At 64.8% G+C, this 26,554-nt stretch carries 19 protein-coding genes and 3 rRNA genes; 2 read left to right on the forward strand and 20 right to left on the reverse strand.

What is annotated here, in order from left to right; all coding sequences use genetic code 11:
- Positions 1–60: 60 nt before the first annotated feature.
- Genes BJY26_RS16910 through BJY26_RS16925 form a run of 4 tightly spaced genes read right to left on the reverse strand, consistent with a single transcriptional unit; the run spans position 61 to position 5,195 of the window.
- Positions 61–2,151 carry an ABC transporter ATP-binding protein gene (locus tag BJY26_RS16910; protein WP_237249144.1) on the reverse strand — a complete coding sequence of 697 codons (2,091 nt, stop codon included), beginning with the start codon at positions 2,149–2,151 and terminating at the stop codon, positions 61–63.
- On the reverse strand, positions 2,148–3,113 hold the full coding sequence (locus BJY26_RS16915) for an ABC transporter permease (RefSeq protein WP_179429356.1): 966 nt from the start codon (positions 3,111–3,113) through the stop codon (positions 2,148–2,150). The genes BJY26_RS16910 and BJY26_RS16915 overlap by 4 nt, the downstream gene beginning before the upstream one ends.
- Before the next feature lie 11 nt (positions 3,114–3,124).
- Positions 3,125–4,087, reverse strand: coding sequence for an ABC transporter permease (locus BJY26_RS16920; RefSeq protein WP_179429357.1), 963 nt, complete (start codon positions 4,085–4,087; stop codon positions 3,125–3,127).
- 4 nt (positions 4,088–4,091) lie between these two features.
- Positions 4,092–5,195 carry an aminotransferase class V-fold PLP-dependent enzyme gene (locus tag BJY26_RS16925; protein WP_179429358.1) on the reverse strand — a complete coding sequence of 368 codons (1,104 nt, stop codon included), beginning with the start codon at positions 5,193–5,195 and terminating at the stop codon, positions 4,092–4,094.
- A gap of 81 nt (positions 5,196–5,276) precedes the next feature.
- Here BJY26_RS16925 and BJY26_RS16930 point away from each other — a divergent pair, with 81 nt between their 5' ends.
- A complete protein-coding gene (locus BJY26_RS16930) occupies positions 5,277–6,266 on the forward strand; it encodes a LysR family transcriptional regulator (protein ID WP_179429359.1) in 990 nt (329 codons plus the stop codon).
- Between the two features lie 70 nt (positions 6,267–6,336).
- Here the strand turns inward: BJY26_RS16930 and BJY26_RS16935 are convergent, their stop codons facing one another.
- From BJY26_RS16935 to BJY26_RS17010, 16 genes are all read right to left on the reverse strand, one after another.
- The gene (locus tag BJY26_RS16935) at positions 6,337–7,566 is read right to left on the reverse strand and encodes a glycosyltransferase family 4 protein (RefSeq protein WP_218852479.1); all 1,230 of its coding nucleotides are present in this window, start codon (positions 7,564–7,566) and stop codon (positions 6,337–6,339) included.
- Positions 7,563–8,594 (reverse strand): agmatine deiminase family protein, encoded by a 1,032-nt coding sequence (locus BJY26_RS16940; RefSeq protein WP_179429360.1) that lies wholly within the window; start codon positions 8,592–8,594, stop codon positions 7,563–7,565. Before BJY26_RS16940 ends, BJY26_RS16935 begins: the two co-directional genes overlap by 4 nt.
- Positions 8,591–9,580 (reverse strand): nitrilase-related carbon-nitrogen hydrolase, encoded by a 990-nt coding sequence (locus BJY26_RS16945; protein WP_179429361.1) that lies wholly within the window; start codon positions 9,578–9,580, stop codon positions 8,591–8,593. The genes BJY26_RS16940 and BJY26_RS16945 overlap by 4 nt, the downstream gene beginning before the upstream one ends.
- Positions 9,581–9,626: 46 nt before the next feature.
- Entirely contained in the window at positions 9,627–11,279 is a 1,653-nt protein-coding gene (gene murJ / locus BJY26_RS16950; RefSeq protein WP_179429362.1) for a murein biosynthesis integral membrane protein MurJ, read from the reverse strand.
- Positions 11,276–12,172 (reverse strand): hypothetical protein, encoded by an 897-nt coding sequence (locus BJY26_RS16955; protein ID WP_179429363.1) that lies wholly within the window; start codon positions 12,170–12,172, stop codon positions 11,276–11,278. Before BJY26_RS16955 ends, murJ begins: the two co-directional genes overlap by 4 nt.
- The gene (locus BJY26_RS16960; protein WP_179429364.1) at positions 12,169–13,158 is read right to left on the reverse strand and encodes a copper transporter; all 990 of its coding nucleotides are present in this window, start codon (positions 13,156–13,158) and stop codon (positions 12,169–12,171) included. Before BJY26_RS16960 ends, BJY26_RS16955 begins: the two co-directional genes overlap by 4 nt.
- Before the next feature lie 50 nt (positions 13,159–13,208).
- A complete protein-coding gene (gene steA, locus BJY26_RS16965) occupies positions 13,209–14,405 on the reverse strand; it encodes a putative cytokinetic ring protein SteA (RefSeq protein WP_179429365.1) in 1,197 nt (398 codons plus the stop codon).
- A 28-nt stretch (positions 14,406–14,433) separates the two neighbouring features.
- The gene (recN, locus tag BJY26_RS16970; protein WP_179429366.1) at positions 14,434–16,167 is read right to left on the reverse strand and encodes a DNA repair protein RecN; all 1,734 of its coding nucleotides are present in this window, start codon (positions 16,165–16,167) and stop codon (positions 14,434–14,436) included.
- Positions 16,164–17,072 (reverse strand): NAD kinase, encoded by a 909-nt coding sequence (locus BJY26_RS16975; RefSeq protein WP_179429367.1) that lies wholly within the window; start codon positions 17,070–17,072, stop codon positions 16,164–16,166. Before BJY26_RS16975 ends, recN begins: the two co-directional genes overlap by 4 nt.
- On the reverse strand, positions 17,069–17,860 hold the full coding sequence (locus tag BJY26_RS16980; protein WP_179429368.1) for a TlyA family RNA methyltransferase: 792 nt from the start codon (positions 17,858–17,860) through the stop codon (positions 17,069–17,071). The genes BJY26_RS16975 and BJY26_RS16980 overlap by 4 nt, the downstream gene beginning before the upstream one ends.
- Positions 17,857–18,021 (reverse strand): hypothetical protein, encoded by a 165-nt coding sequence (locus BJY26_RS16985; protein WP_179429369.1) that lies wholly within the window; start codon positions 18,019–18,021, stop codon positions 17,857–17,859. The genes BJY26_RS16980 and BJY26_RS16985 overlap by 4 nt, the downstream gene beginning before the upstream one ends.
- Positions 18,018–18,860, reverse strand: coding sequence for an HAD-IIA family hydrolase (locus tag BJY26_RS16990; protein WP_179429370.1), 843 nt, complete (start codon positions 18,858–18,860; stop codon positions 18,018–18,020). Before BJY26_RS16990 ends, BJY26_RS16985 begins: the two co-directional genes overlap by 4 nt.
- Positions 18,857–19,969: a hypothetical protein gene (locus tag BJY26_RS16995; protein WP_179429371.1), complete on the reverse strand. Its 1,113-nt coding sequence runs from the start codon at positions 19,967–19,969 to the stop codon at positions 18,857–18,859. The genes BJY26_RS16990 and BJY26_RS16995 overlap by 4 nt, the downstream gene beginning before the upstream one ends.
- Positions 19,970–20,134: 165 nt before the next feature.
- Positions 20,135–20,251 (reverse strand): 5S ribosomal RNA (gene rrf / locus BJY26_RS17000).
- Between the two features lie 120 nt (positions 20,252–20,371).
- Positions 20,372–23,546: ribosomal RNA gene (locus tag BJY26_RS17005) — 23S ribosomal RNA — on the reverse strand.
- Positions 23,547–23,996: 450 nt separating this feature from the next.
- Positions 23,997–25,535, reverse strand: a 16S ribosomal RNA gene (locus tag BJY26_RS17010).
- The 16S, 23S and 5S rRNA genes sit together here, the layout of an rRNA operon.
- Positions 25,536–26,056: 521 nt before the next feature.
- Here BJY26_RS17010 and BJY26_RS17015 point away from each other — a divergent pair.
- On the forward strand, positions 26,057–26,509 hold the full coding sequence (locus BJY26_RS17015) for an OsmC family protein (RefSeq protein ID WP_179429372.1): 453 nt from the start codon (positions 26,057–26,059) through the stop codon (positions 26,507–26,509).
- Positions 26,510–26,554 lie beyond the last annotated feature (45 nt).

The raw sequence follows: 26,554 nt of genomic DNA on the forward strand, positions 1-26,554 counted from the left end.
CTCCTGTTGTTTCACCGGCCGCTCGGCCGGAGCTCCGGGATGGTGCTTTGAGAACTGTTCCTACGAAGGGAAGTGACATGCACGCTCTTGATCCGCCACCCCCTCCTCACGCACGAGTTCGGGCTCGTCCGTCTCGCATCGGTGCCGGTCGGCGTCCGGAAGCAGCCGGTAGGTCGGGCAGCGGGTGCGGAATCGGCAGCCGGGGATCGACTCGGTCGGGCTGGGCAGGTCACCGGTGAGCACCGTGCGTTCGCGCGCCCGTTCCACTGCCGGATCGGGGATGGGCGCGGCCGACAACAGCGCCTGCGTGTACGGGTGGCGCGGACGTCCGAAGATCTCGTCGACCCCGCCGATCTCGACGATGCGCCCCAAATACATCACTGCGACCCGGTCGGCGATATGCCGGACGACGGACAGGTCGTGCGCGACGAACAAGTACGACAGCTTGAGCTCTGCTTGCAACGATTCCAACAGGTTGACGATTCCGGCCTGGATCGAGACGTCCAGCGCCGACACCGGCTCGTCGAGAACTATCAGCGCCGGCTGGACGGCGAGAGCGCGGGCAATCGCAATGCGTTGGCGCTGCCCGCCGGAGAACTGCTCGGGGAACCTGTCCACATGGTCCGGGTTCAGCCCGACCAGTTGCATCAACTCTCCGATCCTGTCGTTGATGCGGGCCTTGCCGACGCCGTGCGCGCGCAGCGGCTCGGCCAATACGTCGTAGACGACCATGCGCGGATCCAACGACGAGATCGGGTCTTGGAACACGATCTGCAATTCTTTGCGGGTGGCTCGCCGGGCAGCTCCGTCCATGGCTGCGACGTCCCGCCCCATCACGACGACGCGGCCCGAGCCGGGCTTCTTCAACCGCATGATCTCGAGCAACGTCGTCGATTTGCCGCATCCGGACTCGCCGACCAGCGCCAGCGTCTCGCCGGTGCGGATGTCGAACGAGATGCCGTCGACCGCGCGCACCGTTCCGGTCTTCTTCCGCAACAGCCCGTTCGTCAAGTTGAAGTGCCGGTGCAGTCCGTCGACGCTCAGCACGCTGTCGCGCTCGGCGCGCGGCCGGGCGGCCAGCTCCGAGGTCTCGATGGTCGGCAGCGGGTAGACGTCGGCGTGCGTCAGACCGCCGTGCACGATTTCGGCCGAGCGAATGCACGCCGACATGTGGCCGCCGTCCTGCAGGACAAGCGGCGGTTCCGCGGCCTCGCAAGCCTGGGTGGCCATGGGGCACCGCGGGGCGAACGGGCATCCCGGCGGCAATTCGAGCGGGGACGGCGGGGAGCCGTCGATCGGCACGAGCGGCCCGGGCGAGCGCCGGTCGGGCCGCGGCACGGCACCGAGCAGCCCCATGGTGTACGGCATTTGCGGACGGGTGAAGATCTGATCGGCCGTTCCGTACTCGACGGGCCGACCCGCGTACATGATCAGCACGTCGTCCGCCACGCCCGCGACCACGCCGAGATCGTGGGTGATCAGGACGACGGCGGCTCCGGTTTCGCGCTGCGCGGTCGCCAGCACGTCGAGGACTTGCGCTTGGATTGTCACGTCGAGCGCCGTCGTCGGCTCGTCGGCGATGATGACTTGAGGATCGTTGGCGATCGCGATGGCGATCATGACGCGTTGGCGCATGCCGCCGGAGAACTGGTGCGGGTATGCCGTCAGCCTGCGCTCCGGCTCGGAGATGCCGACGAGTTCGAGCAGTTCGATCGACCGGCTGCGCACGGCAGCGCGGCTCAAGGTCTGGTGGGCATCGAGCGCTTCGGCGATTTGCTGGCCGATCGTGAACACCGGAGTCAGAGCCGACAGTGGGTCTTGGAAGATCATGCTCATTTCGGACCCGCGGATCGGCGTCATTTGCTCATCGGTCATGCCGACGATCTCGCGGCCGCCGATCCGCACCGATCCGGCCACGCTCGCGCTGTCCGGCAGCAAGCCCATTGCCGCAAGCGACGTTGCCGATTTGCCCGATCCGGATTCGCCGGCAATGGCGAGCGTCCGGCCCGCTTCGACGTCGAACGAGAGGCCGCGCACTGCGTGCACCTCCCCGTGCTCGCTGGCGTAGTCGACGCTGAGATCACGCACCGAGATTGCCGGCGGACTTGCCGCCGTACCGTCGCCGGGCCGGTCGGTGATTGTCGTTGTCACTGTCGTCTCCCCGCCTTGTCGTCCCGTCGTTTGCCGGCCTTCGTGCCCGCTTTTCCGCTGGACGCCGACGACGGGTCGAGGGCATCGCGCAACCCGTCGCCGATCCACGTCATCGCAAAACACAGCGCCAGCAGCAGAACGCTGGGGATCAGGAACATCCACGGCGCGGTCTGCAACAGTCCGGACCCGTCGCTGATCAACGTGCCCAGCGAGGTGTCCGGCGGCTGGATGCCGAAGCCGATGAACGACAGGCCGGTCTCGGCTTCGATGGCCGTCACGACGCCCAGCACGGTGTGGATGATGAGGATCGATCCGAGGTTCGGGATGATGTGCCTGCGGATGATCGTCAGCGGCCGCACGCCCATGAACCGGGCGGCCGCCACATATTCGCGTTCGCGTAGCGACGTCGCTATCGAGCGGATGACGCGGGCCATCATGATCCAGCCAAAAATCATCAGGGCAACGGTCAGCCAGATCCACCCGTTCGTGCCGGACGCCGCCTGCACCATGATGGCCAGCAGGAAGAAGGTGGGCACGACCAGCAGCATGTCGAGCACCCAGGTGCCGATCTTTTCCGCCCAGCCTTCAAAATACGCGACGGCGCTGCCGGCGAACGCCGCGATCACGGTGATCCCCACCGATGCGATGAAACCGATCATCAACGACCGGCCGACGCCGTGCGCGGCTCTGACGAACAGGTCGGCACCGACCTGGTCGGTACCGAACCAGTGGTTCGAATCCGGCGCCTTCTGCAGACTCAGAAAGTCGACGTCCTCGTATCCGTATTTCGAGATGTACGGGCCGACCACGGCGTACAGGATGAGTACGGCCATGATGACGACGCCGGCGACTGCCAGCTTGTTCCGGCAGAATCGGCGCAGCAGCAGCCGTCCTTTCGACACGCGTTTGATCGCGAGCCGTTCATCGCCTTGCGGAATAGACGCAGCCGTGTTCACAGTCATGACATGTCCCCTTACGACACCCGGATCCGCGGATCGAGGAAAGCGACAAAGATATCGGCCAGCAGCAGCCCGGCGCAGGTCGCGACGCCGCCGAGGAACGCCACGGCGACCGCTCCGTTGATGTCGTTCTTCGACAACGTCTCGATGAAGTAGAGGCCCGCGCCGTGGATGGCGAAGATCTGCTCCACGAACACCGTGCCGGTGACCATTCCGGCAATGGTGAACGCAATGCCGTAGGCAGTCGGGATCATGGAGGTGCGCAGCGCATGACGGCGAATGGCGACGGTTTGCGGGATGCCCTTGGACCGGGCCGTGCGCACGTAGTCGGCGCCGACGTTATCGAGCAGGTAGGTGCGCTGCGTCAAGTGGAAACCGTAATATCCGACGAGCGTCAGCACGAGCGTGGGCAGCGTGAGGTGTTGGATGTAGCTGAGCGGGCCGCCGTCCCCGATTCCCGTGACGGCGAACCAGCGCGCGCCCGTCGTTTTCGACAGCCACAGGTAGATCAGGACGACGAGCAGCGCCAGCACGAAAGTGGGGATGACCAGGAAGAACGAGCTGACGAGGTTCATGGTTCGGTCGAAGATGCTGTACTTGCGGGTGGCCGTGAACACGCCGAGCGCGACGCCTATCACTATTGACAAAAGCGTTGCCGTGAGAACGAGTTGCACGCTGACCAGCGCCCGGTGCCAGACCTCGCCGTTGACCGACTCCCCCAGCGGACTGTACCCCCAGTTCCAATGCAGGACGACGTTTTGCAGCCAGGTCCAATACCGTTCGATGAGCGGCACGTGGTCGTTGATGCCCGCGTAGTTCAGCGAGGCGTTGATCGATGCTTCCGGCGGCCTCGGGCGCATCGCCATATAGTTCGATCGGGGGTCGAGGAATGACGACGCCAGGAAGTACACGCCGCTGATGGCGATGAACAACATGACGGCGTAGCTGATCAGCCGCCGCGCGATGAATTTCAGCACGCGATCACGCCCGCCGGTCCCCGTGCGGACGCAATGTGGTCACGAGCCGGTCGACGTCCTCGGAATCGTTCCACAGGTGGAACGCCGCTCGCAGCCGGCCGGCGTTGCAGGTCATGACGATGCCGGCTTCACGGGCGCGGTCGACCGTGCCGGGCGTGGTTTCCGGCCAGGTCACTATCGCTTGTCCTTGCGGTTCCATCCCCAGCCGCCGGCATAATTCGTCGCCGAGCGACACATTGTGCGCCTTGACCTGGTCGAGGTCGAGGCGGGAGAAGAATTCGATCGCCGGCGCTGCGCCGACCCACGCCGGCCAGGCCGGTGAGACGTCGAATTTTCGGGCACAATCGGCAAGCGTCATCTCGGGGCCGTAGAGGGATTCCCACACGTTCTCCCCCGCGTACCAACCTGCTTGGATCGGACGGAGCGTGTCGGCAAATTCGTCGGTGAGCGTCAAGAAGGCAACACCACGCGGTGCGCAGAGCCATTTATAGGCGTTGCAGGCCGTCGCATCGAACCGCCCGGCATCGATGGGCAGCCAGCCGGCCGCCTGCGTCGTGTCGCAAAACGTCCGCGCACCGTGACGGCGCGCCGATTCAATGATCTGATCAACTCGCGCGACCTCTCCGGTACCCGATTGCACGGCTGAGAATGCAACGAGATACGTGTGTCGGTTGATGGCTGCCGCAATATCGGCTACGGGGACATGTCGCAGCGTAACACCGCGATCCGCGTGCGCCAGGAACGGGTACACGATCGAACTGAAGTCGCCGAGCGGGCACAGCACCTCGGCGCCGTCCGGAACGGAGTCCGCAATGACGCTCGCCATGACGGACGTTTGCGAGCCGATCGCCACGTTCCGCGCCGGCACCGACATCAATTCGGCGTAGCCGGCGCGCGTCGATTCGACGATCTCGGAATAATCAGTCGGCGTTGCGTCACCGCGCTGCCAGGCGGCCGCATCGTCGGCCATCGCCTGCACCGTGGCGATTGTCGGAAGGCCGATCGAGCAAGCAGCCAGGTAACCTCCGGTGGTGGCAAACGACTGGCGCGCCTCATCGAGGCTCAGCGGCGCGCGGGCAGGTTCGGATCGAGCGACTGTGGGGAACATCACTTTACGTTTTCAGATTCCGACTCCTAGGACAAGACCAATGAAATACGCCGACACATCACAATTGCTTATACTTCGTTCATGTCTGCATCTGCGCGCATCGAACCGGATCTGAACGCCGTCGACCTGCAGTCCTTGCGCGTCGTCAGCGCCGTGGCGCACTGCGGGTCCATCACGCTGGCGGCCCGGCAGCTCGGCATGACCCAGCCCGCCGTCAGCCAGCACCTTCGCCGGCTGGAAAGTCGTGCCGGCGTCGCCGTGACCGCCCGGGCCGGCCGAGGGATCCGATTGACGGAGGCCGGCGCGATTCTGGCCCGTCATGCCGTGTCCGTGGCCGAAACCCTGAAGGTCGCCTCCGAAGAAATTGATGCCATCAAGGGATTGCGGAGCGGCACGATGCGCATTGCCGCCTTTCCGACCGCGTCGTCGACGTTCATCCCGCAGCTGCTCGGCATGCTCGCAGTCCGTCATCGCGGCCTCACGGTCAACTATCTCGAAGCCGAACCGCCGGAAGCCATTGACGCCGTGCGGGCCGGGACCGTGGACATGGCCGTGACGTTCAGCTATCCGGGCGACGGAATCGAACTTCAGCCGGAGAAAACGGCGGGCGTGCGCCGAACGCCGTTATGGGAAGACGACATGCTGCTGGTGATGGCCGAAGCGCATCCCAAGACTGCGCGGAAGACGGTCCGGCTCGCGGATTTGAGCGGCGAGAACTGGATTGCCGGTTGTTTTCTGTGCCGCGGCCATCTCGTGACGGCATGCCGCGGCGCCGGCTTCATGCCGACAATCATCCACGAGACCGACAATCTGCTGGCCACCATCAATATGGTGGCCGCCGGGCTGGGCATCGCACTGGTGCCGAACCTGGCCCTGGCCAGCACGTCACTGCCGAGCCAGGTCGCCATTCGGCCGTTGACGGACCCGACGGCACGCACCATCTCGATCACGACGTCCCCGGACGCGGCGCGGATTCCGAGCACGGCGCTCTCGATCGATTTGCTGTCGAACCTCGATCCGGCGACGTGGTCAATGCGCGGACTCACCCCGAAAACGCCCCGGCGCGTATAGAACGCGTGGTCATAACGGGGCGGGCTATACGCCGCGGGGCGGTTTGCGGTCGGCTCAGCGAGTTAAGCGCTCACCGGATAAGGGCTTCGGCGTATACGGCCAACAGCATAGCGGCCACCTCGGCTTCGCCCGGGAAGCCGGCAGCCCGCTCACGAGCGCGGTCGCCGAGCTCGCGGGCCCGAGCCGGATCGGCCCGCAGCTGCCGAATCGCGTCCGAGAGGCCGGACGGCGCGCCGTCACCGGGCTGCACGAGGATCCCCGCGTCGTCGATGAGTTCGGGTACTCCGCCGACGGCCGTGGCCACCACCGGCAGTCCGGCCGCCATGGCCTCCTGGACCACGAGGGCGCGCGCCTCCCAATGGCTGGTCAGCAGGAAAATGTCGGAAGCCCGGTAGAGGTCGCCGACGTCGGTGCGGGGGCCGAGGAACTCGATGGGCAGGCGTGCCTTGTCGATACGGCGTTCGAGGGTTTCCAGCTCGGCGGCATCCGCTCCCCCGGCCACGACGAACCGGGCCGGCGTGCCGCGGAGCATTTCAGCCGCATCGATCAAAAGACCAAAGTTCTTTTGCGGCGCCACCCTGCCGACAGTCAACACCAGCGTGGTGTCGTCGCCGACGCCGAGTTCGCCGCGCAGTCGCCCACGCACATCCGCACTATCGCCCGCGCCGTCGACGGCTCCACCCCCACCGGAAGTTCCGCCCACGCCCCCGGAGGCGTCGAGGACGCGGCGCGGCGCGGCGACCGGCATCAGCCGTGCTTCCGGCGCCCCGAGCGCCAGCGCACGTTCGACCAGATCGCGGCTGGCCCCCAGCGTCAGATCGGCCCTCCGGGCAATGAACCTTTCGACGAGGCCGAGCACCTTGGCGCGCAGTCCGCCGCCGAGCACCGCGTTATGCCAGGTCGCGACGACCCCGGGCCCGGCCGGCCGCCGCGTACCGCGAGCCAGCACGGCCACTAGCGCGGCGCGGAATCCGTGAGCGTGGACGACGTCGGGCCGCACGTCGCGAATGATGGCGCGCAGTTCCGATACGCTCCTCCTGTCGGCCGGCGACAACTGCGCCGGGACTTCCAACCGCCGGTAGTCCGCCACCTCCGCGAAGCCGAACTGCTCGTTTGCCGCTTCCGGCCCGGCGATGACAACGCTGTGGCCGGCGCGTGCGAATTCGCCGGCGATCGATTTCACGTGAGTGCCGACGCCGCCGGCCGACGAACCGAGCACCAGGAGGATCCGCATCACGCCGTCCTCCGCGCCGCTCGTTGCCTCCGCGCCGCTCGCCTCATCCGCGTCGTCCTCGCTCATCGCCGGGACGCCGCGGCCGGCTGCTGCTGAGTGATGCAGTGGATACCGCCGCCGCGGGCAAAGAGTTCACGCGCGTCGACCGGCACGACGGTTCGGCCGGGATAGACGTCAGCCAGAATCTCCGCCGCGCGGTCGTCGTTCGGGTCGTCGAAGCTGCAGGCGATCACGCCGCCGCCCACGACCAGGTGGTTCACGTAGCTGTAGTCGACGGGGCCGTCTGCGTCGGTCAACACGGCCGGGGCCGGCAAGTCGACGATGGTCCACGCGCGCCCTGCCGCGTCGGTCGACGTCTCCAGCGAACGCCGGATCTGCGCGCTGACCTCATGATCGGGATGCGCCGGGTCGCGTTGATCGTGTAGCAGCACCGTGCCGGGGCCGGGAACAGCGGCCACGATGTCCACGTGCCCGCGCGTGCCGAACTCCTGCCCGTCGCGGGTCAGGCCGCGCGGAAGCCAGACGACGTGGGTCGCGCCGATCGTGCGCGCCAGTTCGGCCTCGACGTCATGCTTGGTCCAGCCGGGATTGCGCCCCGGGTCGAGCTGTACCGTCTCGGTGACCAGCGCCGTGCCCTCGCCGTCGACGTGGATGCCTCCGCCCTCGTTGACCAACGGCGAAGAGACCAGCTCGGCGCCCGCCAGCTCCGCCACGGCATCGCCGATCAGCTCGTCGTTGTCCCAGGTGGCCCAACTTTGCGCGCCCCAGCCGTTGAAGATCCACGACACGGCACCGAGCCGCCCATCGTCGCCGAGCACGAAAGTCGGACCCATATCGCGCATCCACGCATCGTCCAGGGGCCGGGTGATCAGTTCGATGGCGCCGTCCAGCCGCGCCCGCGCGATCTGCTCGTCGCCCGGGGACACCACCATCCGCACGGGCTCGAACCCGGCGACCGCGTTGGCGACCGCCGCCCACGTGTCGCGGGCGCGTTCGGCGTCCGCGGCGGTGTCGCCGAGGGTGTAGCCGGACGACGGCCACGCCATCCACGTGCACTCGTGCGGGGCCGTCTCGCTCGGCATCGTCCACGTCATGCCTCGACCGATCCCAGTCCCGCCCGCTTGCTGGTCAGCGTCGTGAGCGGCGCATACGCATCCGGGCGCCTGGTGGTCAGGAACGGGAACAACGTGAGCCAGTCGGCGCACTGGTCCAGGTCGAGATCGGCGACGAGCACGGCGTCCTCGCTGCGCGGCGCCTGCACCAGGAGCCGCCCGTACGGATCGGAGATGAAGGACATTCCGTAGAACTCGATGAGCCCCTCGGATCCCCACCGGTTCGGCACCACCATGAACAGGCCGTTGGCGATGCCGTTGCCGACGATCACCTGCTGCCAGAGCGGCTGGGTGTCGAAGTCCGGGTGGTCGGGCTCGGAGCCGATGGCAGTCGGGTAGGCGAGAAGTTCGGCGCCTTCGAGCGAGTACACGCGGGCCAGTTCGGGGAACCATTCGTCCCAGCAAGTCGGCAGGCCGAGCTGCAGATCGTGCAGCCCGTCGGGCGAGTACACGGGATACGCGTCCGCCGCCGGGCCCTCGCGGAAGTACTTGTCCTCGAAGTAGCCCTCGGTGATCGGGATGTGCAGCTTGTGCGTCTTGCCGGCCAGCCGGCCATCCGGGCCGACGACTATTGCCGTGTTGAATCCGCGGCCGTCGGTGTGCTCCTCCCCCGCTTCATCGCGCTGGTAAAGCGACGCGTGCACGTAGATGCCGTGTTTGCGGGCCTGTTCGGCCGCAAACGCGCGGGTCGGTCCGGTCTCGAGGTCTTCGGCAAGGTCGGACGGCGTGCCGGTCGGCCGTCGATCGGCCGGATAGCGCGACAGCGTCAGTTCCGGCAAAAACACTATGGCGGCACCTTCGGCGGCCGCTTGCGCAATGCCGCCGGCGAGCAGTTCGCGCATCTCTTCCGCGTCCGGCACCCAGTGATGCTGAACGGCGGCTACGCGCAGCGGATCGCGCCTCGCGGCATCCGATTCCGGCGTGCCAGCCAGCGACACCGGATGCGAATAGTTCGTGATGAGCCTCATTGCCGACCTCCAATTAAAAACCGTCTGGACGGTACAGTACCGGATGTTACCGGATGCTGCGAAGCGCCCGTACCGATCCCCGGTCGAGCAGGACCACGGCCGCCAGACCTAAGACGACCGCGCACACGGCGCCCAGACACCCCGATGCTACCGCGGCTACTGCCGGGGACATACCCGCGAATTCGCCTAGCAGCCACCCATCGACGACGTATCCGACGGCGCCGCCGACGACTGCCGCGCACGCGGCCGCCGCAATGGCGCGCCCGTTGCCTTCCAGCCCGGCCGGCCCGACGGCGCGCCGGATGGCCAGCATGAGCAACACTCCGGCGACAAGCATGCCGGCGCTGTTGCCGATGGCCAGGCCGATCAACGTCACGTCCCCGGCGTTCGACGGGTTTGCGGCGGCAAGGATCGGCACCACCGCTATCGTCACGACGATGACGACGCCCCAGCCGGACGCCGTGGCCGCGGCCGATGCACGGCCGCGCTCAAGGGAGTACAGCGCGCGGGACAAGTGCGCCACCATCCCCCAGCCCCACAGCCCGATCGCCATGATCACCAAGGCGACGGGCATGGCCTCGAACGGCGGCGCGGCGGCGCCGGTGTCGCCGCGGGTCGCATCGATGTTGGCGAACAGGCTGCCGATTCCGGGCGCGGCCGCGGCAAGGACGGCGGTGCCGAGTCCGGCTGCCAAGGTGACGACCCGCGTCGTCCGGGCGGCCGCGTGAGAAAATCCGGCCGAGTCGCGGCGCGCGGCAAGCTCGCTGAGCCGCGGAAACGCGCTTGTCGCCAGCGGCACCAGCAGGACGGCGTACGGAAGCAGGTAGACGGCCTGGTTGTACGCGAACACGACGTACGCGCCGGTGCCGCCTGCCGCATTGGCGAGTTTCAACGTCGTCAGCACGGCGATCTGCTGGGCCAGCAAGGTCACGATGCCGGCGCCGGCCAGATGCGCGGCACGACGAGCGACGCCGGCAGGAAACTTCCACGTCGGGCGGAACCGGATGCCGGTGGCGCGCGCCGGCAGGAACAACGGTAGTGAAATCGCGACGACTCCGGCAGTCGTCCCCCAGCCGAGCCAGGCTTCGGCGGCCGGCGTGATATGGGACGGCGGCGGGCTGGTTCCCCCGGACACCTGGTTGTAGATGATGTACGCGGCCATCACGACCGCCGATGAAAGCAGCGGCACGAACGCCGGCCACAGAAACCGGCGGTGCGCTTGCAGCACGCCGGTCAGGACAACGCCGATGCCGTACAGGACCACCTGCGGGGCGAACACGATCAGCAGCCGGGTCGACAATGCGACGGTGCCGGGCACCTGGTTGCCCGGCACGAGCGCGTTGGTCAAGGGGCCCGCCAAAAGCGCCAGGAGGGCCGACAACGGCAGCAGTAGCGTAATTGTCCACGTCAACAGCGCCGAGGCGATCTTCGAGGCCTCGTGTGCGGCGCCGCGTGCAATGGGCCCGGCGAGCAACGGCACTATTGCCCCGGCCAGCGCGCCGCCGGCGGCCACTTCGAAGAGCACGTTCGGCAATTGGTTCGCGCTTTGATAGGCGGTGCCGACCCCGCCGGATCCGACCGTCGGCGAGAACACCAGCCATCTGCCGAACCCGAAAACGCGCGCTGCAATGGTCACCAGTGCAATCAGCAGCGCTGCCGAGGCGAACCCGGCGGCTTTTCTGCCCTGGACGGCGCTCACGAGGTACGCCGCCCGAGCCCGTCGAGTTCGCGCAACACCGGCGTCCGCGCGATCACCGCCGTGAAGCTCACCTTTTCGCTGGCAACCGTCGCCCCGGCGATGGCGGCCAGCACTGCCAGGCGGACGGAGCGCGGAGCCGTGGCGATCACATGGACGCCGAGCAGCGCGCCGGCCGCGTTGGCTCCGGCGTCCCCGAGCATGGATCGCTCACCGAGGTCACCGGGCAGCACCGCCGCGCCGGCCCCGACGCATGCGGCCAGCAGATCCCGGTGGCCGGCGGCTCCGGACGCCGTGCCGCAGCCCGGCGCTGCTCCGACGGCCGAGGCGACGGCGACGGCTTTGAGCGCGCGTCCGGGGCGCAGATCCAGCAAGTTGACGAGGTTCGCCGCGCCGGCCACGACACCGCCGGCCGACAGGACGTCGGCCCAGTGCACGACGGCCGATTGTCCCGGCCGCCGAGGCACGGCCAACGCTGCTGCGGCGATGCCGGCCGCCGAAATGCCCAAGACCTTTGCCCCGCCGGTGGTCAGGCTGCCGCGGCGCAGCGCGCCGAGGTGACCGCGCAAGCCCTTGGACACGTCCGGTCCGGACGTCCGACTCTCGGCCAGGTCGTCAATGACGCCGAATGTCGCGGCCCCGGCGGTGGCGATCATCGCGGCGGCATGGGTCCGGCCGCCCGTGGCCGTCATGCCCCGGGTCAGTGCTGCACCGGCAGCTGTTCCGGCCAGCGCCCCGACCGCGAACGCCGGACCCTCGAGCATCGTGACCGGCTCGCCGCGATGATTGGTCCGCTCGAACCGGCGTGCGACGGGGGTGCGGGCCAGGCCGCTCAACGCGGCGCGGGATGCGGCGGCCGCGATGCCGGCGACGAGCTGCGCCGCGCCCGTCCTCACGAGTCATGGCCCTTCGGTTTGGCGGGCTGTTCGATCTGTGACTTCGGCGCCACGTCCCTGGCTCCCTTGCCGAATCCGTAACTGCCGTGGCCGCCGCCGAGTTGTTCGCGCAACGCCATCACCGTGACGATCGGGCCCGAGGCCAGTCCCAGACTGTCCACCGTCGACGCACGCGTGCTTGTCGAGCTGCGCAGCTCGCCTATGAGGCCGGACGACGCACTGCTGCCGGTTCCTGCCACGACCTCACCGGCCGACCGGGTCTTCAACGCCTTCACGAGCGAGAGGTACGGGGCGACAAGTTTGTGTCGCTCGGAGTCTTTTTCGGGTTTCGGGGACGCCGTCGACGTGCGGTCGGTCAGCCCGGACGGAGTCCCGGTCACGACCACGACCAAAGTGCCGAGTTCAAGGTTCTTCTGATCGGACCCGACGAGTTTCGAGTCGATGAGCGTCGTCAGCAGGTCGGCCTTGTCCGACTTCTTGCCGGCCTCGGCAAGATCGGGGACGACGAGCGACTTGGCCAGCGCTGCGGCCAGCGTGGCGTTGACGCCGCGGGACGGCAGCTTCGGGTCGACCTTCCGCAGCGATCCGGCCACCTGCCTGCGGTCGGCGCCGCTGCCGAAGGCTGCCTGCACGTCCACTTCGCCGGTGACGGTGGCCCCGGCCTTTTGCACCATGGCCGAGGTATCGGCCACCTGTGTGTTGTCCGCGCCGGGCATGGCCACGACCACCACACGACGTCCGCCCAGATGATCGGCAACCAGCGCGGGGCCGACCTGGTCGAGGAATTTCGCCTGATTGTCCGCTTCGGCCCGTGCTTCGTCCGCGTTGGCGCGCAAATTGTCGCGGTTGGCGCGCAGAGCTTCGACTTGTTCGTTCAGCGAGTTGCCGATGGACTCCTTCAACGGGCCGGCGCCCAGCACAATGCCGACGGCCAGCGCCAGAAACACCGATATCAGCGAAACGAGGTGGAACCGGAAATCAACCACGATGGTCCTTACGGTCGAGCGGGGATGAGTGAGAGGGGTTGGGCAACACGTCAGCCGGCACTCGGACTCCAGAACAGATTGTGGATCCAGGAGAACACGCCGTCGAGGTAGGCCAAGATGATTCCGACGAACGTTTGCCCGCCTGCCGTGGATGCGATGGCCACGGCGAGCGCGGCGATGCCGGCCAACGCCAACAGCGTCATTTGCAGGTTCGAAATGCGTTGCCGGTAAAGCCGTGACACGCCCTTGGCGTCGATGAGTTTCGACCCGATCCTCAGCCGCGTCAAAAACGTCGACGCCATGCCTTTACGGCCCTTGTCCAGAAACTCGATGAGGGTGTCGTGCGTGCCGACGGCCACGATGAGACTGGCGCCTTTGTCATCGGCCAGCAGCATTGCGACGTCCTCGCTGGTGCCGGTGGCCGGGAACACGACGCAGTCGACGCCGAGCTTGTCGAGACGCTCCAGGCCGGGCGCGCGCCCGTCGCGGTAGGCGTGGACGACGAGTTCGGCCCCGGAGGTCAGGGCGGTATCGGACACCGAGTCCATATCGCCGACGATCATGTCCGGTTTCAGTCCGGTGTCCATGATGGCGTCGGCGCCGCCGTCCACGCCGACCAGGACGGGCCGGTATTCGCGGATGTACGGCCGCAGCATGGCCAGGTCTTCTTTGTAGTGGTAGCCGCGGACGACGATCAGCACCTGCCGGCCCTCGATCGGCGTGCGGACATCCGGCACTCCGACTCTGTCAAGCAACAAGTCGCGTTCGCGGCGGATGTATTCAATGGTGTTCGTGACGAACGATTCGAGCACCTCGGACATGCCGGCCTCGGCTTCGATCATGTCCGCGGCGACGAGCTCCGACGTTTCCACCGTGCCGGTGCCGGCCAGCTTTCCGTCCGCGTAGATATCGGGACCGTCGATGTTCACTCGTTGGCCTTCGGTCACTGCAGTCATGATCTCCGGGCCGACGTCGTCGATCAGCGGGATTCCGGCGGCCACCAGGATTTCGGGGCCGAGGTTCGGGTAGCGCCCGGAAATGGACTTCGAGGCGTTGACAACCGCTGACGGCTTACATTCCACGAGCGATTCCGCGGAGACCCTGTCGATGTCACGATGGTCGATGATGGCGATGTCGCCCGGTTCAAGCCGCTTCGTGAGATCTTTTGTGCGTTTATCGACCCGCCCGATGGCCGCGACGGCATCCCCGGGCGTGAGCGCACGTATTCGGGTTCTGCGAAATAGCATTGTGCGGATATTTTCCCATAGAAGCGGATTATTCGCGTTGACCCGACTGAGCGCGCCCTGCCGCGGCCGTCCGCAGCAGCTCGGCCGCATGGTCTCGGGCTGCCCGGGAGCCTTCCTGTCCGGCGAGCATGCGCGCCAGCTCGACCTGTCGGCCCGACTCGTCGAGGTGCGTGACGTCGCTGGTGGTGACGCCTGCCGCGGCGTCCGAATTCTTCCGCACGGCAATATGCGTGTCGGCCCACGCCGCGACCTGCGGCAGGTGGGTGACGACGAATACCTGCGCCGTGCGCGCCAGCCGGGCCAGACGCCGTCCGATCTCGACCGCCGCCTTGCCGCCGACGCCGGCGTCCACTTCGTCGAACACCAGGGTCGGGACCGGGTCGCTGCCGGCGATGACGACTTCGATGGCCAGCATGACCCGGGACAGCTCGCCGCCGGACGCGCCTTTGGCCAGTTCGCGCGGGGTCGTGCCGGCGTGCGGGGCCAGCAGGATCGACACGGCGTCCTTGCCGGACGCCGTCAGGTCGGCGAGTTCGGCAACGTCGACGTGCAATGTCGCGTCCGGCATGGCTAGCGCGGCAAGTTCGTCGTCCACGGCAGCGGCAAGCCGGGCCGCGGCCTTGGTCCGCGACTCGTGCAGGATGCCGGCCAGCTCGGCGCAGTCCGATTCGAGCCGGTCTTGTTCGGCGGCGAGCGCGTCAATGCGATAGTCGTCGCCGTCGAGGCCTTCGAGCCGTTCCCCGGCGGAGCGGCGCCAGTCAAGCACCGTGTCGATGTCCTCGCCGTATTTGCGGGTCAGCCTGCTCAGTTCGGCCCGGCGCGCTTCCATCTGTTCCAGTTCTTCGGGCCCTTCGGGGGTGAAGTCGGCAATGTAGCCGGACAGTTCGCCGGCGATGTCGGAAGCTTGAAATTCCAGATCGCGGCACCGTTCCGCCAGCGCGGCGAGTTGGTCGTCGTGAGCTCCTGCCGAGTCGAGCGCACGGGCGGCGGCGCCGGCCAGCGAGGCGGCGGATTCGGCCTCGGCCAGTTCGCTGCCGGTCAGCCCGTCGTGGGCGAGCTGCGCGGCCTGGCGGAGCTCCTCGGTATGCGACAGCCGGATCGACCGTGCCTTGAGTTCGTTGTCCTCGCCCGGCTCCGGGTTGACGGTATCGATCTCCTCGATGCCGAACCGGAGCATATCGGCTTCGCGGGCTCGGGATGCCGATTCGTCTCGCAACGTCCGAAGTTCGGCATGCACTTCGGAGAGCCTGTCGTATTTCTCCCGGTAGTCCCCGAGCGTTGCGGCGAACTCGTCGCCGGCAAACCTGTCGAGCAGCTCACGCTGGGAGGCGGCGGACTTGAGTCGGAGTTGATCCGATTGACCGTGCACCGTGACGAGTTTGTCGCCCAGATCGGCAAGCACGCCGGCTGGCACCGAGCGTCCGCCGGCGTGCCCTTTCGAGCGGCCGGTGCTCTGGACGGAGCGGGACATGACGAGGGTGTCGTCATCGAGACTGCCGCCGGCTTCATCGATCCGTCCGGCGACGGCGTCGAAGATCTCGGTGCCTTCGGTCAGGCGGATCCGGCCGTCGACGACGGCTTGGTCGGCTCCGGCGCGCACGGCGCCGGCATCGGCCCGGGCGCCCAGGAGCAATCCCAGCGCCGTGACGACCATTGTCTTTCCGGCGCCGGTCTCGCCCGTGACTACCGTCAGCCCGGCGCCGAGGTCGATCCGGGCCGAGCTGATCACCCCGAGATCGTGCAGCGTCAGTTCTTCGATCATGTCGTGCTCTCCGGGCCGCGCCATCCCGTGACGGGCAGCTGGAATTTGGCCACGAGACGTTCGGTGAAGGTTCCCTCGCTGAGCCGGGCCAGGCGGACCGGCACGTCGGATCGGCGCACTTCCACGCGCGCGCCGGGCGGCAACGGGACGGTACGGCGTCCGTCGCACCACAACACGCCGGAACCGTCGGTCCGCTGCAGCAGTTCGACGGCCAGCACCGAGGTGGGCGCCACGACCAGTGGCCGGGAGAACAGCGCGTGTGCGCTGAGCGGCACCATCAGCAAGGCTTCCACGGCCGGCCACACGACAGGGCCGCCCGCCGAGAATCCGTAGGCGGTGGAACCGGTCGGTGTGGACAGGACGACGCCGTCGCAGCCGAACGTCGACAACGGCTGGCCGTCGACCTCGAGCACGATTTCGAGCATGCGCTGACTGCCGGCTTTTTCCACGGTGGCTTCGTTGACGGCCCAGGTGCTGGCGGTCCGCGATCCGTCCACGTAGACCTGCACGTCAAGAGTCATGCGTTCTTCAACTGTGTAATGGCCCGCGGCAACGCGGCGAACGGCCAGGTCGAGGTCTTCGCGTTCGCTTTCGGCCAGGAAGCCGACGTGGCCGAGGTTCACGCCCAGCAGCGGCACCGAGCTTTCGCGGACGATTTCGGCGGCGCGCAAAATGGTGCCGTCGCCTCCGAGGACCATTCCGACTTCGATGCCGTCGAGGTCTTCGGGCGAGTCGCCGAGCACTTCGGTGGGAACGGCGCCTTGGGCGGCGTCCAGTTCGGCGAGCTCGTCGGCCAACATGACGGGGATGAGGCCTTCCTGGATGAGTCCGCGTCGCACGGATCCGGCGGCGTGCACCGCGTCCATCCGGCCGGTGTGCGCCAAAACGAGTACGCGTCGACTCATCGGACCCCCTCCACACTCTCGAGAAACTCGTCTAGGTCGAACATACTTGCCGCCGGCTCGGAGGAAAACGTCAGCCAGAGAAAATACTCGTTATTGCCGCTCGGGCCGGGCAGCTTCGACCGGGCGGCGGCGCGGACGACGAGGCCGCGGGCATTGGCGGCGGCGGCCACCGAGCGCACGGCCCGGGCGCGCGCGGACGGATCTCGGACGACGCCGTGCCCGTCCAAATCGGCGCGGGTGAGTTCGAATTGGGGCTTGACCATGAGAAACAAGGACGCGCCGGGCGTACTGCAGGCAATGAGCGCCGGAAGGGCGAGGGTCAATGAGATGAACGACAAGTCGCCGACGACCGTGTCGACGGGTCCGCCGATGTCGCGTGGAGCCAGGGTGCGCACGTTCTTGCCCTCCAGCGAGGTCACCCGGCCGTCGGCCTCGAGGCTCGGCGCAAGTTGTCCGTGGCCGACGTCAACGGCAATCACCGCATCCGCACCGCGTTCCAACGCGACCTGGGTGAACCCGCCGGTGGACGCGCCGGCGTCCAGTACGCGGCCGGCCAGGTGGTCGATGCCGAAGTCGTCAAGCGCTCCGGCCAGTTTGTGCGCGGCGCGAGAAACGTAGTTGTCGGAGCTCTCGACGGTAATGGTGGTGTCGGCGTCCACGGGAGTCGACGGTTTGCGTGCCACGCGGCCGGCGGCCGTGACGGCGCCGTCCGCTATCAGTTTCGCGGCGTGCGTGCGGGACCGGGCCAGGCCGCGCCGGTTCAGTTCGACGTCGAGCCGCTCGGTCACTGCCCGGGCCGGCCGGCCCCCGGCTGATCGGACAGCCTGGCGGCAAGTTCTTCATACACGTTCTGATATGCGTCCGGCTGTTCGGCAAGCGGGCGGTCGGCAACCTCGCGGGCGTCTGCCACTATTCGGTCGATGGTGTCGTCGCCGGTCGGTTCGGTCACTGCCCGTCCCCTTTCTGGCCGTCGGAAAAGTAGTCGCTCGGCGATAACGCCGGCTGCAATAAGCCTGACACGGATTCGGCGATGTAGGTGGGACGTTCACCGTCATCGAACGCGTCCGGGCCGTCGGGGTGGTCGACGCCGGTGAGTACCAGGAGCGAGTCGACGCCGGCGCGAACCGCGCCGGCAATGTCCGTGTTCAGCCGGTCGCCCACCATGAGGGGGTGCCGTGCACCGGCCTCGCGAGCCGCTTCGTGGAACATCAGCGGTTCGGGTTTGCCCGTGACAGTGGGTCGCTGCCGCGTTGCGGTGGCCACGACGTCGATCAGCGTGCCGTTGCCCGGGGCGATGCCGCGCTCGGTGGGCAGCGTGGCATCGACGTTGGTGGCCGTCCAGGGCAGACCGGAACGCACGGCGTACGCGGCTTCGGCCAACTGCTCCCAGCCCAGCTTTTTGTCGAAGCCCTGCACGACTGCGACGGGGCCGTCGTCTGCGCTGAATACCGGCGCGAGCCCGACCTCGGCGACTGCGTCGATGAGACCCTGTCCGCCGATCACGAGGACGGCGCTGCCGGCCGGGTGCGCCTGCGCGAGGCTGCGGGCCGCCACCTGGGCCGAGGTGACGATCTGGTCGACGGACGCATCAATGCCGAACCCGGCAAGCTGTTCGGCCACGGCGGACGGCGTCCGCGAGGCGTTGTTGGTCAGATACCGGACCGGGATGTGCGCCTCGGCCAGCGCGGACAGCGTTTCCGCCGCTCCGGGGATCGGCTCCGGCCCCGCGTAGAGTACGCCGTCGAGATCACAAAGCACCAAGTCGTAGCCGTCGACCAGGCGACTCATTCTCGGCCCCGTTCGCTGCGCCGTTCGTCGCGCCGTTCGTCGCGAGAGGCCCCTTCGGCATCGGCCTCGTCACTATCGGCTTCGAGGTCGCGGATCTCGATACCTTCGTTGGGGTCCGGTTCCTCATCGCCGAACAGGATGTCGGCCGACGACGCGGTGCGGCGGGCGAGCTTTTCCCATTTCTCGGCCTCCTCGTGTTCGCCGGCGATGTGCAACACGTCCGAGTAGGCGGATTGCAGCCGGACCAGCTGGCCGCTGGGTCGGCCGAGCAAGTTCTCGCGTTCGAGCAGCTTGCGGGCGCTGGCGATATCGCCTTTATCGCCATACGCGCCGGCGGCAACCAGTACCAGTTCGATACGCCCGGGTTCGGGCAGGTCGTCCGGCAGGTCGCCGAGCATCTCGATGGCCTTGTCGGGTTTGCCGCGGCCGCGTTCGGCATCGGCAAGCAGTGCCAGGTTGTGGGTCGAGCCGCTCAACCGGCGGTGGGTGCGCAGTTCGCGCACGGCCTCGTCGTACTTCTCCAGGGTGTAGGCGACGATGCCGAGGGCTTCGCGGACGGCGGGTATCCGGCCGCCGCGGCGCACTGCGGCCTTGGCGTGCAGGTAGGCAAGTTCGGGTTCGGTGTCGAGCAGGCGGCCGGCGGCAACCAGGTGCTGCGAGACGCGCTCGGCGTTCTCTTTCGACAGGCCGCGCAGTTCGGCGCGTGCCGCTTTGTCGAGTTCGCGGCCGGTGATGTCGTCGGGAATGGGTGGCGCGCGGAATTCGTCCCGGGCGTATTGAGGAGGCCGGGAATTCTTTTGTTCGAAGGTCTTGTCGTCGCGGCGTGCCCCGGGGCGTCCGCCTCGGTCAGTTCGCCGGGGCCTGTCGTCGCGGCGGGGCCTGTCGTCACGCCGGGGCCTGTCATCGCGGCGGGGCTTGTCGTCACGGCGGGAGTGGTCGGACTCCCGGCGCCGACCATCACCCGATCCTGGCTTATCGTCAAAGCGACGCCCGTCGAACCGTTTGCCGGACTTGGACGGCCGTCCGCCGTCCCGGGGCCCGGAACGCGGCCCCGAGCGCGGCCCCGATCTGTGTCCTGAGCGGTCGTCGTATGAGTCCTTCGGAGACAAACTGTCCCTCTCCCTATGAAATTTCAGCTTCCGCGCACCGTTCGGGGCGCTGCACCCACCTTACCGGTGTCGGTATTTGCCTAGTCGCCGAGTGGTGGACGGTTTGGTGTGTGGATGTGAGTGAGGGCCCCGTGGACGTAGTCCAGGGGGCCCTCACTAATGGGTGTTCGGCGGTGTCCTACTCTCCCACATGGTCCCCCATGCAGTACCATCGGCGCTGGTAGGCTTAGCTTCCGGGTTCGGAATGGGACCGGGCGTTTCCCTACCGCTATGGCCGCCGTAACTGTATCGAAACGATCAACTCTCACGTATTCACTTGTTGTGGTAGTGGATAGTTGGTTGTGTTTCGGGAACCGTATAGTGGACGCGTCATTTCTTGTATTTCAGAAGAAATAGTGTTTTGTGGGTAAGTTATCGGCTTATTAGTACCAGTCAGCTTGCACACATTACTGTGCTTCCACGCCTGGCCTATCAACCCCATCGTCTATAGGGAGCCTCTCACACCACGAGGGTGTCTGGAAATCTCATCTTGAAGCAGGCTTCCCGCTTAGATGCTTTCAGCGGTTATCCTTTCCGAACGTAGCCAACCAGCCGTGCCCTTGGCAGGACAACTGGCACACCAGAGGTTCGTCCGTCCCGGTCCTCTCGTACTAAGGACAGACCTTCTCAAATTTCCTCCGCGCGCAGCGGATAGGGACCGAACTGTCTCACGACGTTCTAAACCCAGCTCGCGTACCGCTTTAATGGGCGAACAGCCCAACCCTTGGGACCGACTCCAGCCCCAGGATGCGACGAGCCGACATCGAGGTGCCAAACCATGCCGTCGATATGGACTCTTGGGCAAGATCAGCCTGTTATCCCCGTGGTACCTTTTATCCGTTGAGCGACCGCGATTCCACAATCCACGGCCGGGTCACTAGTCCCAGCTTTCGCTCCTGCTCGACACGTCCGTCTCACAGTCAAGCTCCCTTGTGCACTTACACTCGACACCTGATTGCCAACCAGGCTGAGGGAACCTTTGGGCGCCTCCGTTACTCTTTAGGAGGCAACCGCCCCAGTTAAACTACCCACCAGGCACTGTCCCTGGACCCGATCAGGGTCCGAAGTTAAGGTATCCAGAACGACCAGAGTGGTATTTCAACGATGACTCCACCAACACTAGCGTGCCGGCCTCATAGTCTCCCACCTATCCTACACAAGCCGCACCGAACACCAATACCAAGCTGTAGTAAAGGTCACGGGGTCTTTCCGTCCTGCTGCGCGTAACGAGCATCTTTACTCGTATTGCAATTTCGCCGAGTTCGTGGTTGAGACAGTAGAGAAGTCGTTACGCCATTCGTGCAGGTCGGAACTTACCCGACAAGGAATTTCGCTACCTTAGGATGGTTATAGTTACCACCGCCGTTTACTGGGGCTTAAATTCTCCGCTTCGCCGGCCAAAAGCCGGCTAACAGGTCCTCTTAACCTTCCAGCACCGGGCAGGCGTCAGTCCGTATACCTCGTCTTACGACTTCGCACGGACCTGTGTTTTTAGTAAACAGTCGCTTCTCCCTGGTCTCTGCGGCCAACACGCGCTCACGGAGCAAGTCCGATATCACGCGCTTGGCCCCCCTTATCCCGAAGTTACGGGGGCATTTTGCCGAGTTCCTTAACCACGATTCTCTCGATCGCCTTAGTATTCTCTACCTGACCACCTGTGTCGGTTTAGGGTACGAGCGGCTAGAACCTCACGTCGATGCTTTTCTCGGCAGCATGGGATCACTCACTTCCCGCCACAAAGGCGGTCACCATCACGTCTCAGGACCGGTCACCAAAGACCCGACGCCCGGATTTACCTGAACGTCTCCCTACACGCTTAGACGTGCACAACCATCGGCACGCGGAAGCTACCCTCCTGCGTCACACCCGTTAATACGTTTACCTACTACCGGTTCAGGTCCCACGCTCCACACCCACTCCCGTACACAAGTGCACGGGTTGATGGATGCTTCAGATGGTTAGTATCACCGGATTCGATATGGACGGTTCTTCGCCGGTACGGGAATATCAACCCGTTGCCCATCGACTACGCCTGTCGGCCTCGCCTTAGGTCCCGACTTACCCAGGGCGGATTAGCCTAGCCCTGGAACCCTTGGTCATTCGGCGGACGGGTTTCTCACCCGTCTTTCGCTACTCATGCCTGCATTCTCACTCGTATAGGCTCCACCACTGGTTTCCACCGCAGCTTCACTGCCCACACGACGCTCCCCTACCCATCCACACCCCTGAACACTCTCCCGCAGGAAAACGCTAGGGTCATGCGTGAATGCCACAACTTCGGCGGTGTACTTGAGCCCCGCTACATTGTCGGCGCGGAATCACTTGACCAGTGAGCTATTACGCACTCTTTCAAGGATGGCTGCTTCTAAGCCAACCTCCTGGTTGTCTTCGCAACTCCACATCCTTTTCCACTTAGCACACGCTTAGGGGCCTTAGTTGGTGGTCTGGGCTGTTTCCCTCTCGACGATGAAGCTTATCCCCCACCGTCTCACTGCCATGCTTACACTTCCCGGCATTCGGAGTTTGGCTGACGTCAGTAACCTTGTTGGGCCCATTAGCCATCCAGTAGCTCTACCTCCGGAAAGAAACACATGACGCTGCACCTAAATGCATTTCGGGGAGAACCAGCTATCACGGAGTTTGATTGGCCTTTCACCCCTAACCACAGCTCATCCCCTCCATTTTCAACTGAAGTGGGTTCGGGCCTCCACGACGTCTTACCGTCGCTTCACCCTGGCCATGGCTAGATCACTCCGCTTCGGGTCTAGGACACGCGACTCGGGCGCCCTCTTCGGACTCGCTTTCGCTACGGCTACCCCACACGGGTTAACCTCGCCACGCACCGCTAACTCGCAGGCTCATTCTTCAAAAGGCACGCCATCACCCACCAGCCCACTCAAGGACTGCCCAGGCTCTGACGGATTGTAAGCACACGGTTTCAGGTACTATTTCACTCCCCTCCCGGGGTACTTTTCACCTTTCCCTCACGGTACTTGTCCGCTATCGGTCATCAGGGAGTATTCAGTCTTACCAGGTGGTCCTGGCAGATTCACACGGGATTACACGAGTCCCGTGCTACTCGGGATACCACGCAAAAGCAGGACACAGATTTCGCCTACGGGACTATCACCCGCTCCGGTACGCCTTTCCAAACGCTTCGACTATCCGCATCACTATCACTTCGCCAGCCCGGTAGAACTAGCCACGCGGTCCCACAACCCCGCACCCGCAACGCCTACCGGCTTACACGGGACACGGTTTAGACTCATCCAGTTTCGCTCGCCACTACTCCCGGAATCACTCTTGTTTTCTCTTCCTGTGGGTACTGAGATGTTTCACTTCCCCACGTTCCCCCCACACGCCCTATACATTCAGGCGATGGTCACCAGACACGCACGCGCTCTGGCGGGGTTTCCCCATTCGGACACCCTCGGATCACCGTTCGGTTACCAACTCCCCGAGGATTATCGCAGGTTCCTACGTCCTTCTTCGGCTCCTGATGCCAAGGCATCCACCGTATGCTCTTAAAAACTTGACCACAAAAACAAAGAAAAATATTAACGCACACACAAAAACAGGAAACTACACGAAGCAGCCCCCACCATTTGCGTGCACACTTTTCTTCAAAAGATGCTCGCGTCCACTATACAGTTCTCAAACCACAAACAACCCCACCCCGACCAACCAGCGAAAAACACTGGACATCCGACAGGTGGCCCGTCACCAGGAAAAAACAGTCGCCTGTTCTCCCAGAACCCCAATAGTGTGTCTTATTCGATAACCCCTCAACCAGACCCGCACCCACCATGCCGTTCCAACCAGACAACCAATCCACCATCACGGCAAACTAATCATCGGCGTACTAGAGTTCGTAGGCGCCGGCCCCCAACGTGAGGAATCCGACGATTGTGTTGTTCCACCCATGAGCAAACCACCCCCGCACACACTCGGCACGAGCCATGGCCACTTCAATAGTGATGCTCCTTAGAAAGGAGGTGATCCAGCCGCACCTTCCGGTACGGCTACCTTGTTACGACTTAGTCCCAATCGCCAGTCCCACCTTCGACGATTCCCTCCCCACAAGGGGGTTGGGCCACCGGCTTCGGGTGTTACCGACTTTCGTGACTTGACGGGCGGTGTGTACAAGGCCCGGGAACGTATTCACCGCAGCATTGCTGATCTGCGATTACTAGCGACTCCGACTTCACGTAGTCGAGTTGCAGACTACGATCCGAACTGAGACCGGCTTTCTGGGATTCGCTCCACCTCACGGTATCGCCACCCTTTGTACCGGCCATTGTAGCATGCGTGAAGCCCAAGACATAAAGGGCATGATGATTTGACGTCATCCCCACCTTCCTCCGAGTTGACCCCGGCAGTCTCCTATGAGTTCCCACCATCACGTGCTGGCAACATAGAACGAGGGTTGCGCTCGTTGCGGGACTTAACCCAACATCTCACGACACGAGCTGACGACAACCATGCACCACCTGTACACCAGCCACAAAGGGCAACTACATCTCTGCAGTCTTCCGGTGTATGTCAAGCCTTGGTAAGGTTCTTCGCGTTGCGTCGAATTAATCCGCATGCTCCGCCGCTTGTGCGGGCCCCCGTCAATTCCTTTGAGTTTTAGCCTTGCGGCCGTACTCCCCAGGCGGGGCACTTAATGCGTTAGCTGCGGCACAGACCACGTGGAATGCGGCCCACACCTAGTGCCCAACGTTTACGGCATGGACTACCAGGGTATCTAATCCTGTTCGCTCCCCATGCTTTCGCTCCTCAGCGTCAGTAACAGCCCAGAGTCCCGCCTTCGCCACCGGTGTTCCTCCTGATATCTGCGCATTTCACCGCTACACCAGGAATTCCAGACTCCCCTACTGCACTCTAGTCTGCCCGTACCCACTGCACGCTAACCGTTAAGCGGCTAGATTTCACAGCAGACGCGACAAACCACCTACGAGCTCTTTACGCCCAATAATTCCGGACAACGCTTGCACCCTACGTATTACCGCGGCTGCTGGCACGTAGTTAGCCGGTGCTTCTTCTGCAAGTACCGTCACCCCAAAAATGAGGCTTCTTCCCTACTGAAAGAGGTTTACAACCCGAAGGCCGTCATCCCTCACGCGGCGTCGCTGCATCAGGCTTGCGCCCATTGTGCAATATTCCCCACTGCTGCCTCCCGTAGGAGTCTGGGCCGTGTCTCAGTCCCAGTGTGACCGGTCACCCTCTCAGGCCGGCTACCCGTCGCCGCCTTGGTAGGCCATTACCCCACCAACAAGCTGATAGGCCGCGAGCCCATCCCTCACCGAAAAAAATCTTTCCACCCCCCACCATGCGGCAGAAAGTGAACATCCGGTATTAGACCCCGTTTCCAAGGCTTATCCCGAAGTGAAGGGCAGATTACTCACGTGTTACTCACCCGTTCGCCACTAATCCCCCCAAGCAAGCTTGGAGATCATCGTTCGACTTGCATGTGTTAAGCACGCCGCCAGCGTTCGTCCTGAGCCAGGATCAAACTCTCCGTAAAAAAACGAAAAATTCAAACATCCCAGCAAAAACAAACAACCAACGAAAACTTATCCGTCAATCATCAAAAATGTTTTCACCAAAACAGCACCCACACCAACCAACAAAAAGGCCAGCCAATGCAGACACCAAAAAAATTTGGCAACACAACATCAAACAAAACACACTATTGAGTTCTCAAAGAACAGACACACATCGCATAATTACAATTCCTTTTAGCTGGCAATTGTTTTCTGCGCCGTGTTCGATATTTACTTTATCATCCGTTTTTCTGAAGTCAAAATCGATATTTAAACCGTTTTAGACCGCACAAAAGCAATGAGTCATTACTGACTATTTGTGGATGGCCGCCCTTGCCGGCTCCGATCGTTCCGGGTGATTCCCGGGCCGTGCGAAGCCCTGCGTCGTGGGCAGCAAGTAATAACTTACTGGTTCACCGGCCACCATGCAACTCGGTCGGCTGTGTCGTGTGCCACACGGCCTGAGGGCGCTCTCGGAGGGCTGTCGTGGCAGGCTGGAGAGATGACGAACTCGTATTCCACTCCCACCGATCTCCGTCCCGGCACCGTCTGGGTAACCCGCACCGGAACGCGCACTTTTACCGGTCGGAACCAGCGCGGGGCCGAAGTCGCCATCGGCCCGGTTGAAGCCGGCAGTGTCTTCACGCCCGGCGAATTGCTGAAAGTCGCGTTGGCGGGCTGCGCCGGGATGACGTCGGATGCGGGTCTGGCCCGCCGCCTGGGTGATGATTTCGCCATGACGGTGCGCGCCCATGGACAGTCGGACGAGGCTGAAGACCGGTACTTGTCGATCGAAGAGGACATGGACGTCGATTTGTCCGGCCTTGATGAGAAGGAACTCACGCGCCTTCGGACGGTCGTGGACCGCGCCATCGAACAGCACTGCACCGTCGGCCGCACCGTCACGCAGTCGGCAGAGATCTCGACGCGGCTCGACGGTACCGACTTGCGGTAACCGGCTTTCAGCCGGCGGGGTGGTTTGTCGCCCGCGAGGCGGTAT

Origin of the sequence: Spelaeicoccus albus (genome assembly GCF_013409065.1) — a bacterium.
GTDB lineage: Bacteria > Actinomycetota > Actinomycetes > Actinomycetales > Brevibacteriaceae > Spelaeicoccus > Spelaeicoccus albus.

Excerpts from the sequence above, each read along its gene's own strand:
- BJY26_RS16935 (WP_218852479.1), bottom strand. The coding sequence starts at position 7,566 with ATGAGCGAGGACGACGCGGATGAGGCGAGCGGCGCGGAGGCAACGAGC.
- BJY26_RS16930 (WP_179429359.1), top strand. The coding sequence starts at position 5,277 with ATGTCTGCATCTGCGCGCATCGAACCGGATCTGAACGCCGTCGACCTG.
- steA (WP_179429365.1), bottom strand. The coding sequence starts at position 14,405 with ATGCTATTTCGCAGAACCCGAATACGTGCGCTCACGCCCGGGGATGCC.
- BJY26_RS16940 (WP_179429360.1), bottom strand. The coding sequence starts at position 8,594 with ATGACGTGGACGATGCCGAGCGAGACGGCCCCGCACGAGTGCACGTGG.
- BJY26_RS16975 (WP_179429367.1), bottom strand. The coding sequence starts at position 17,072 with ATGAGTCGACGCGTACTCGTTTTGGCGCACACCGGCCGGATGGACGCG.
- BJY26_RS17015 (WP_179429372.1), top strand. The coding sequence starts at position 26,057 with ATGACGAACTCGTATTCCACTCCCACCGATCTCCGTCCCGGCACCGTC.
- BJY26_RS16915 (WP_179429356.1), bottom strand. The coding sequence starts at position 3,113 with ATGACTGTGAACACGGCTGCGTCTATTCCGCAAGGCGATGAACGGCTC.
- BJY26_RS16925 (WP_179429358.1), bottom strand. The coding sequence starts at position 5,195 with ATGTTCCCCACAGTCGCTCGATCCGAACCTGCCCGCGCGCCGCTGAGC.
- BJY26_RS16945 (WP_179429361.1), bottom strand. The coding sequence starts at position 9,580 with ATGAGGCTCATCACGAACTATTCGCATCCGGTGTCGCTGGCTGGCACG.
- recN (WP_179429366.1), bottom strand. The coding sequence starts at position 16,167 with ATGATCGAAGAACTGACGCTGCACGATCTCGGGGTGATCAGCTCGGCC.
- BJY26_RS16990 (WP_179429370.1), bottom strand. The coding sequence starts at position 18,860 with ATGAGTCGCCTGGTCGACGGCTACGACTTGGTGCTTTGTGATCTCGAC.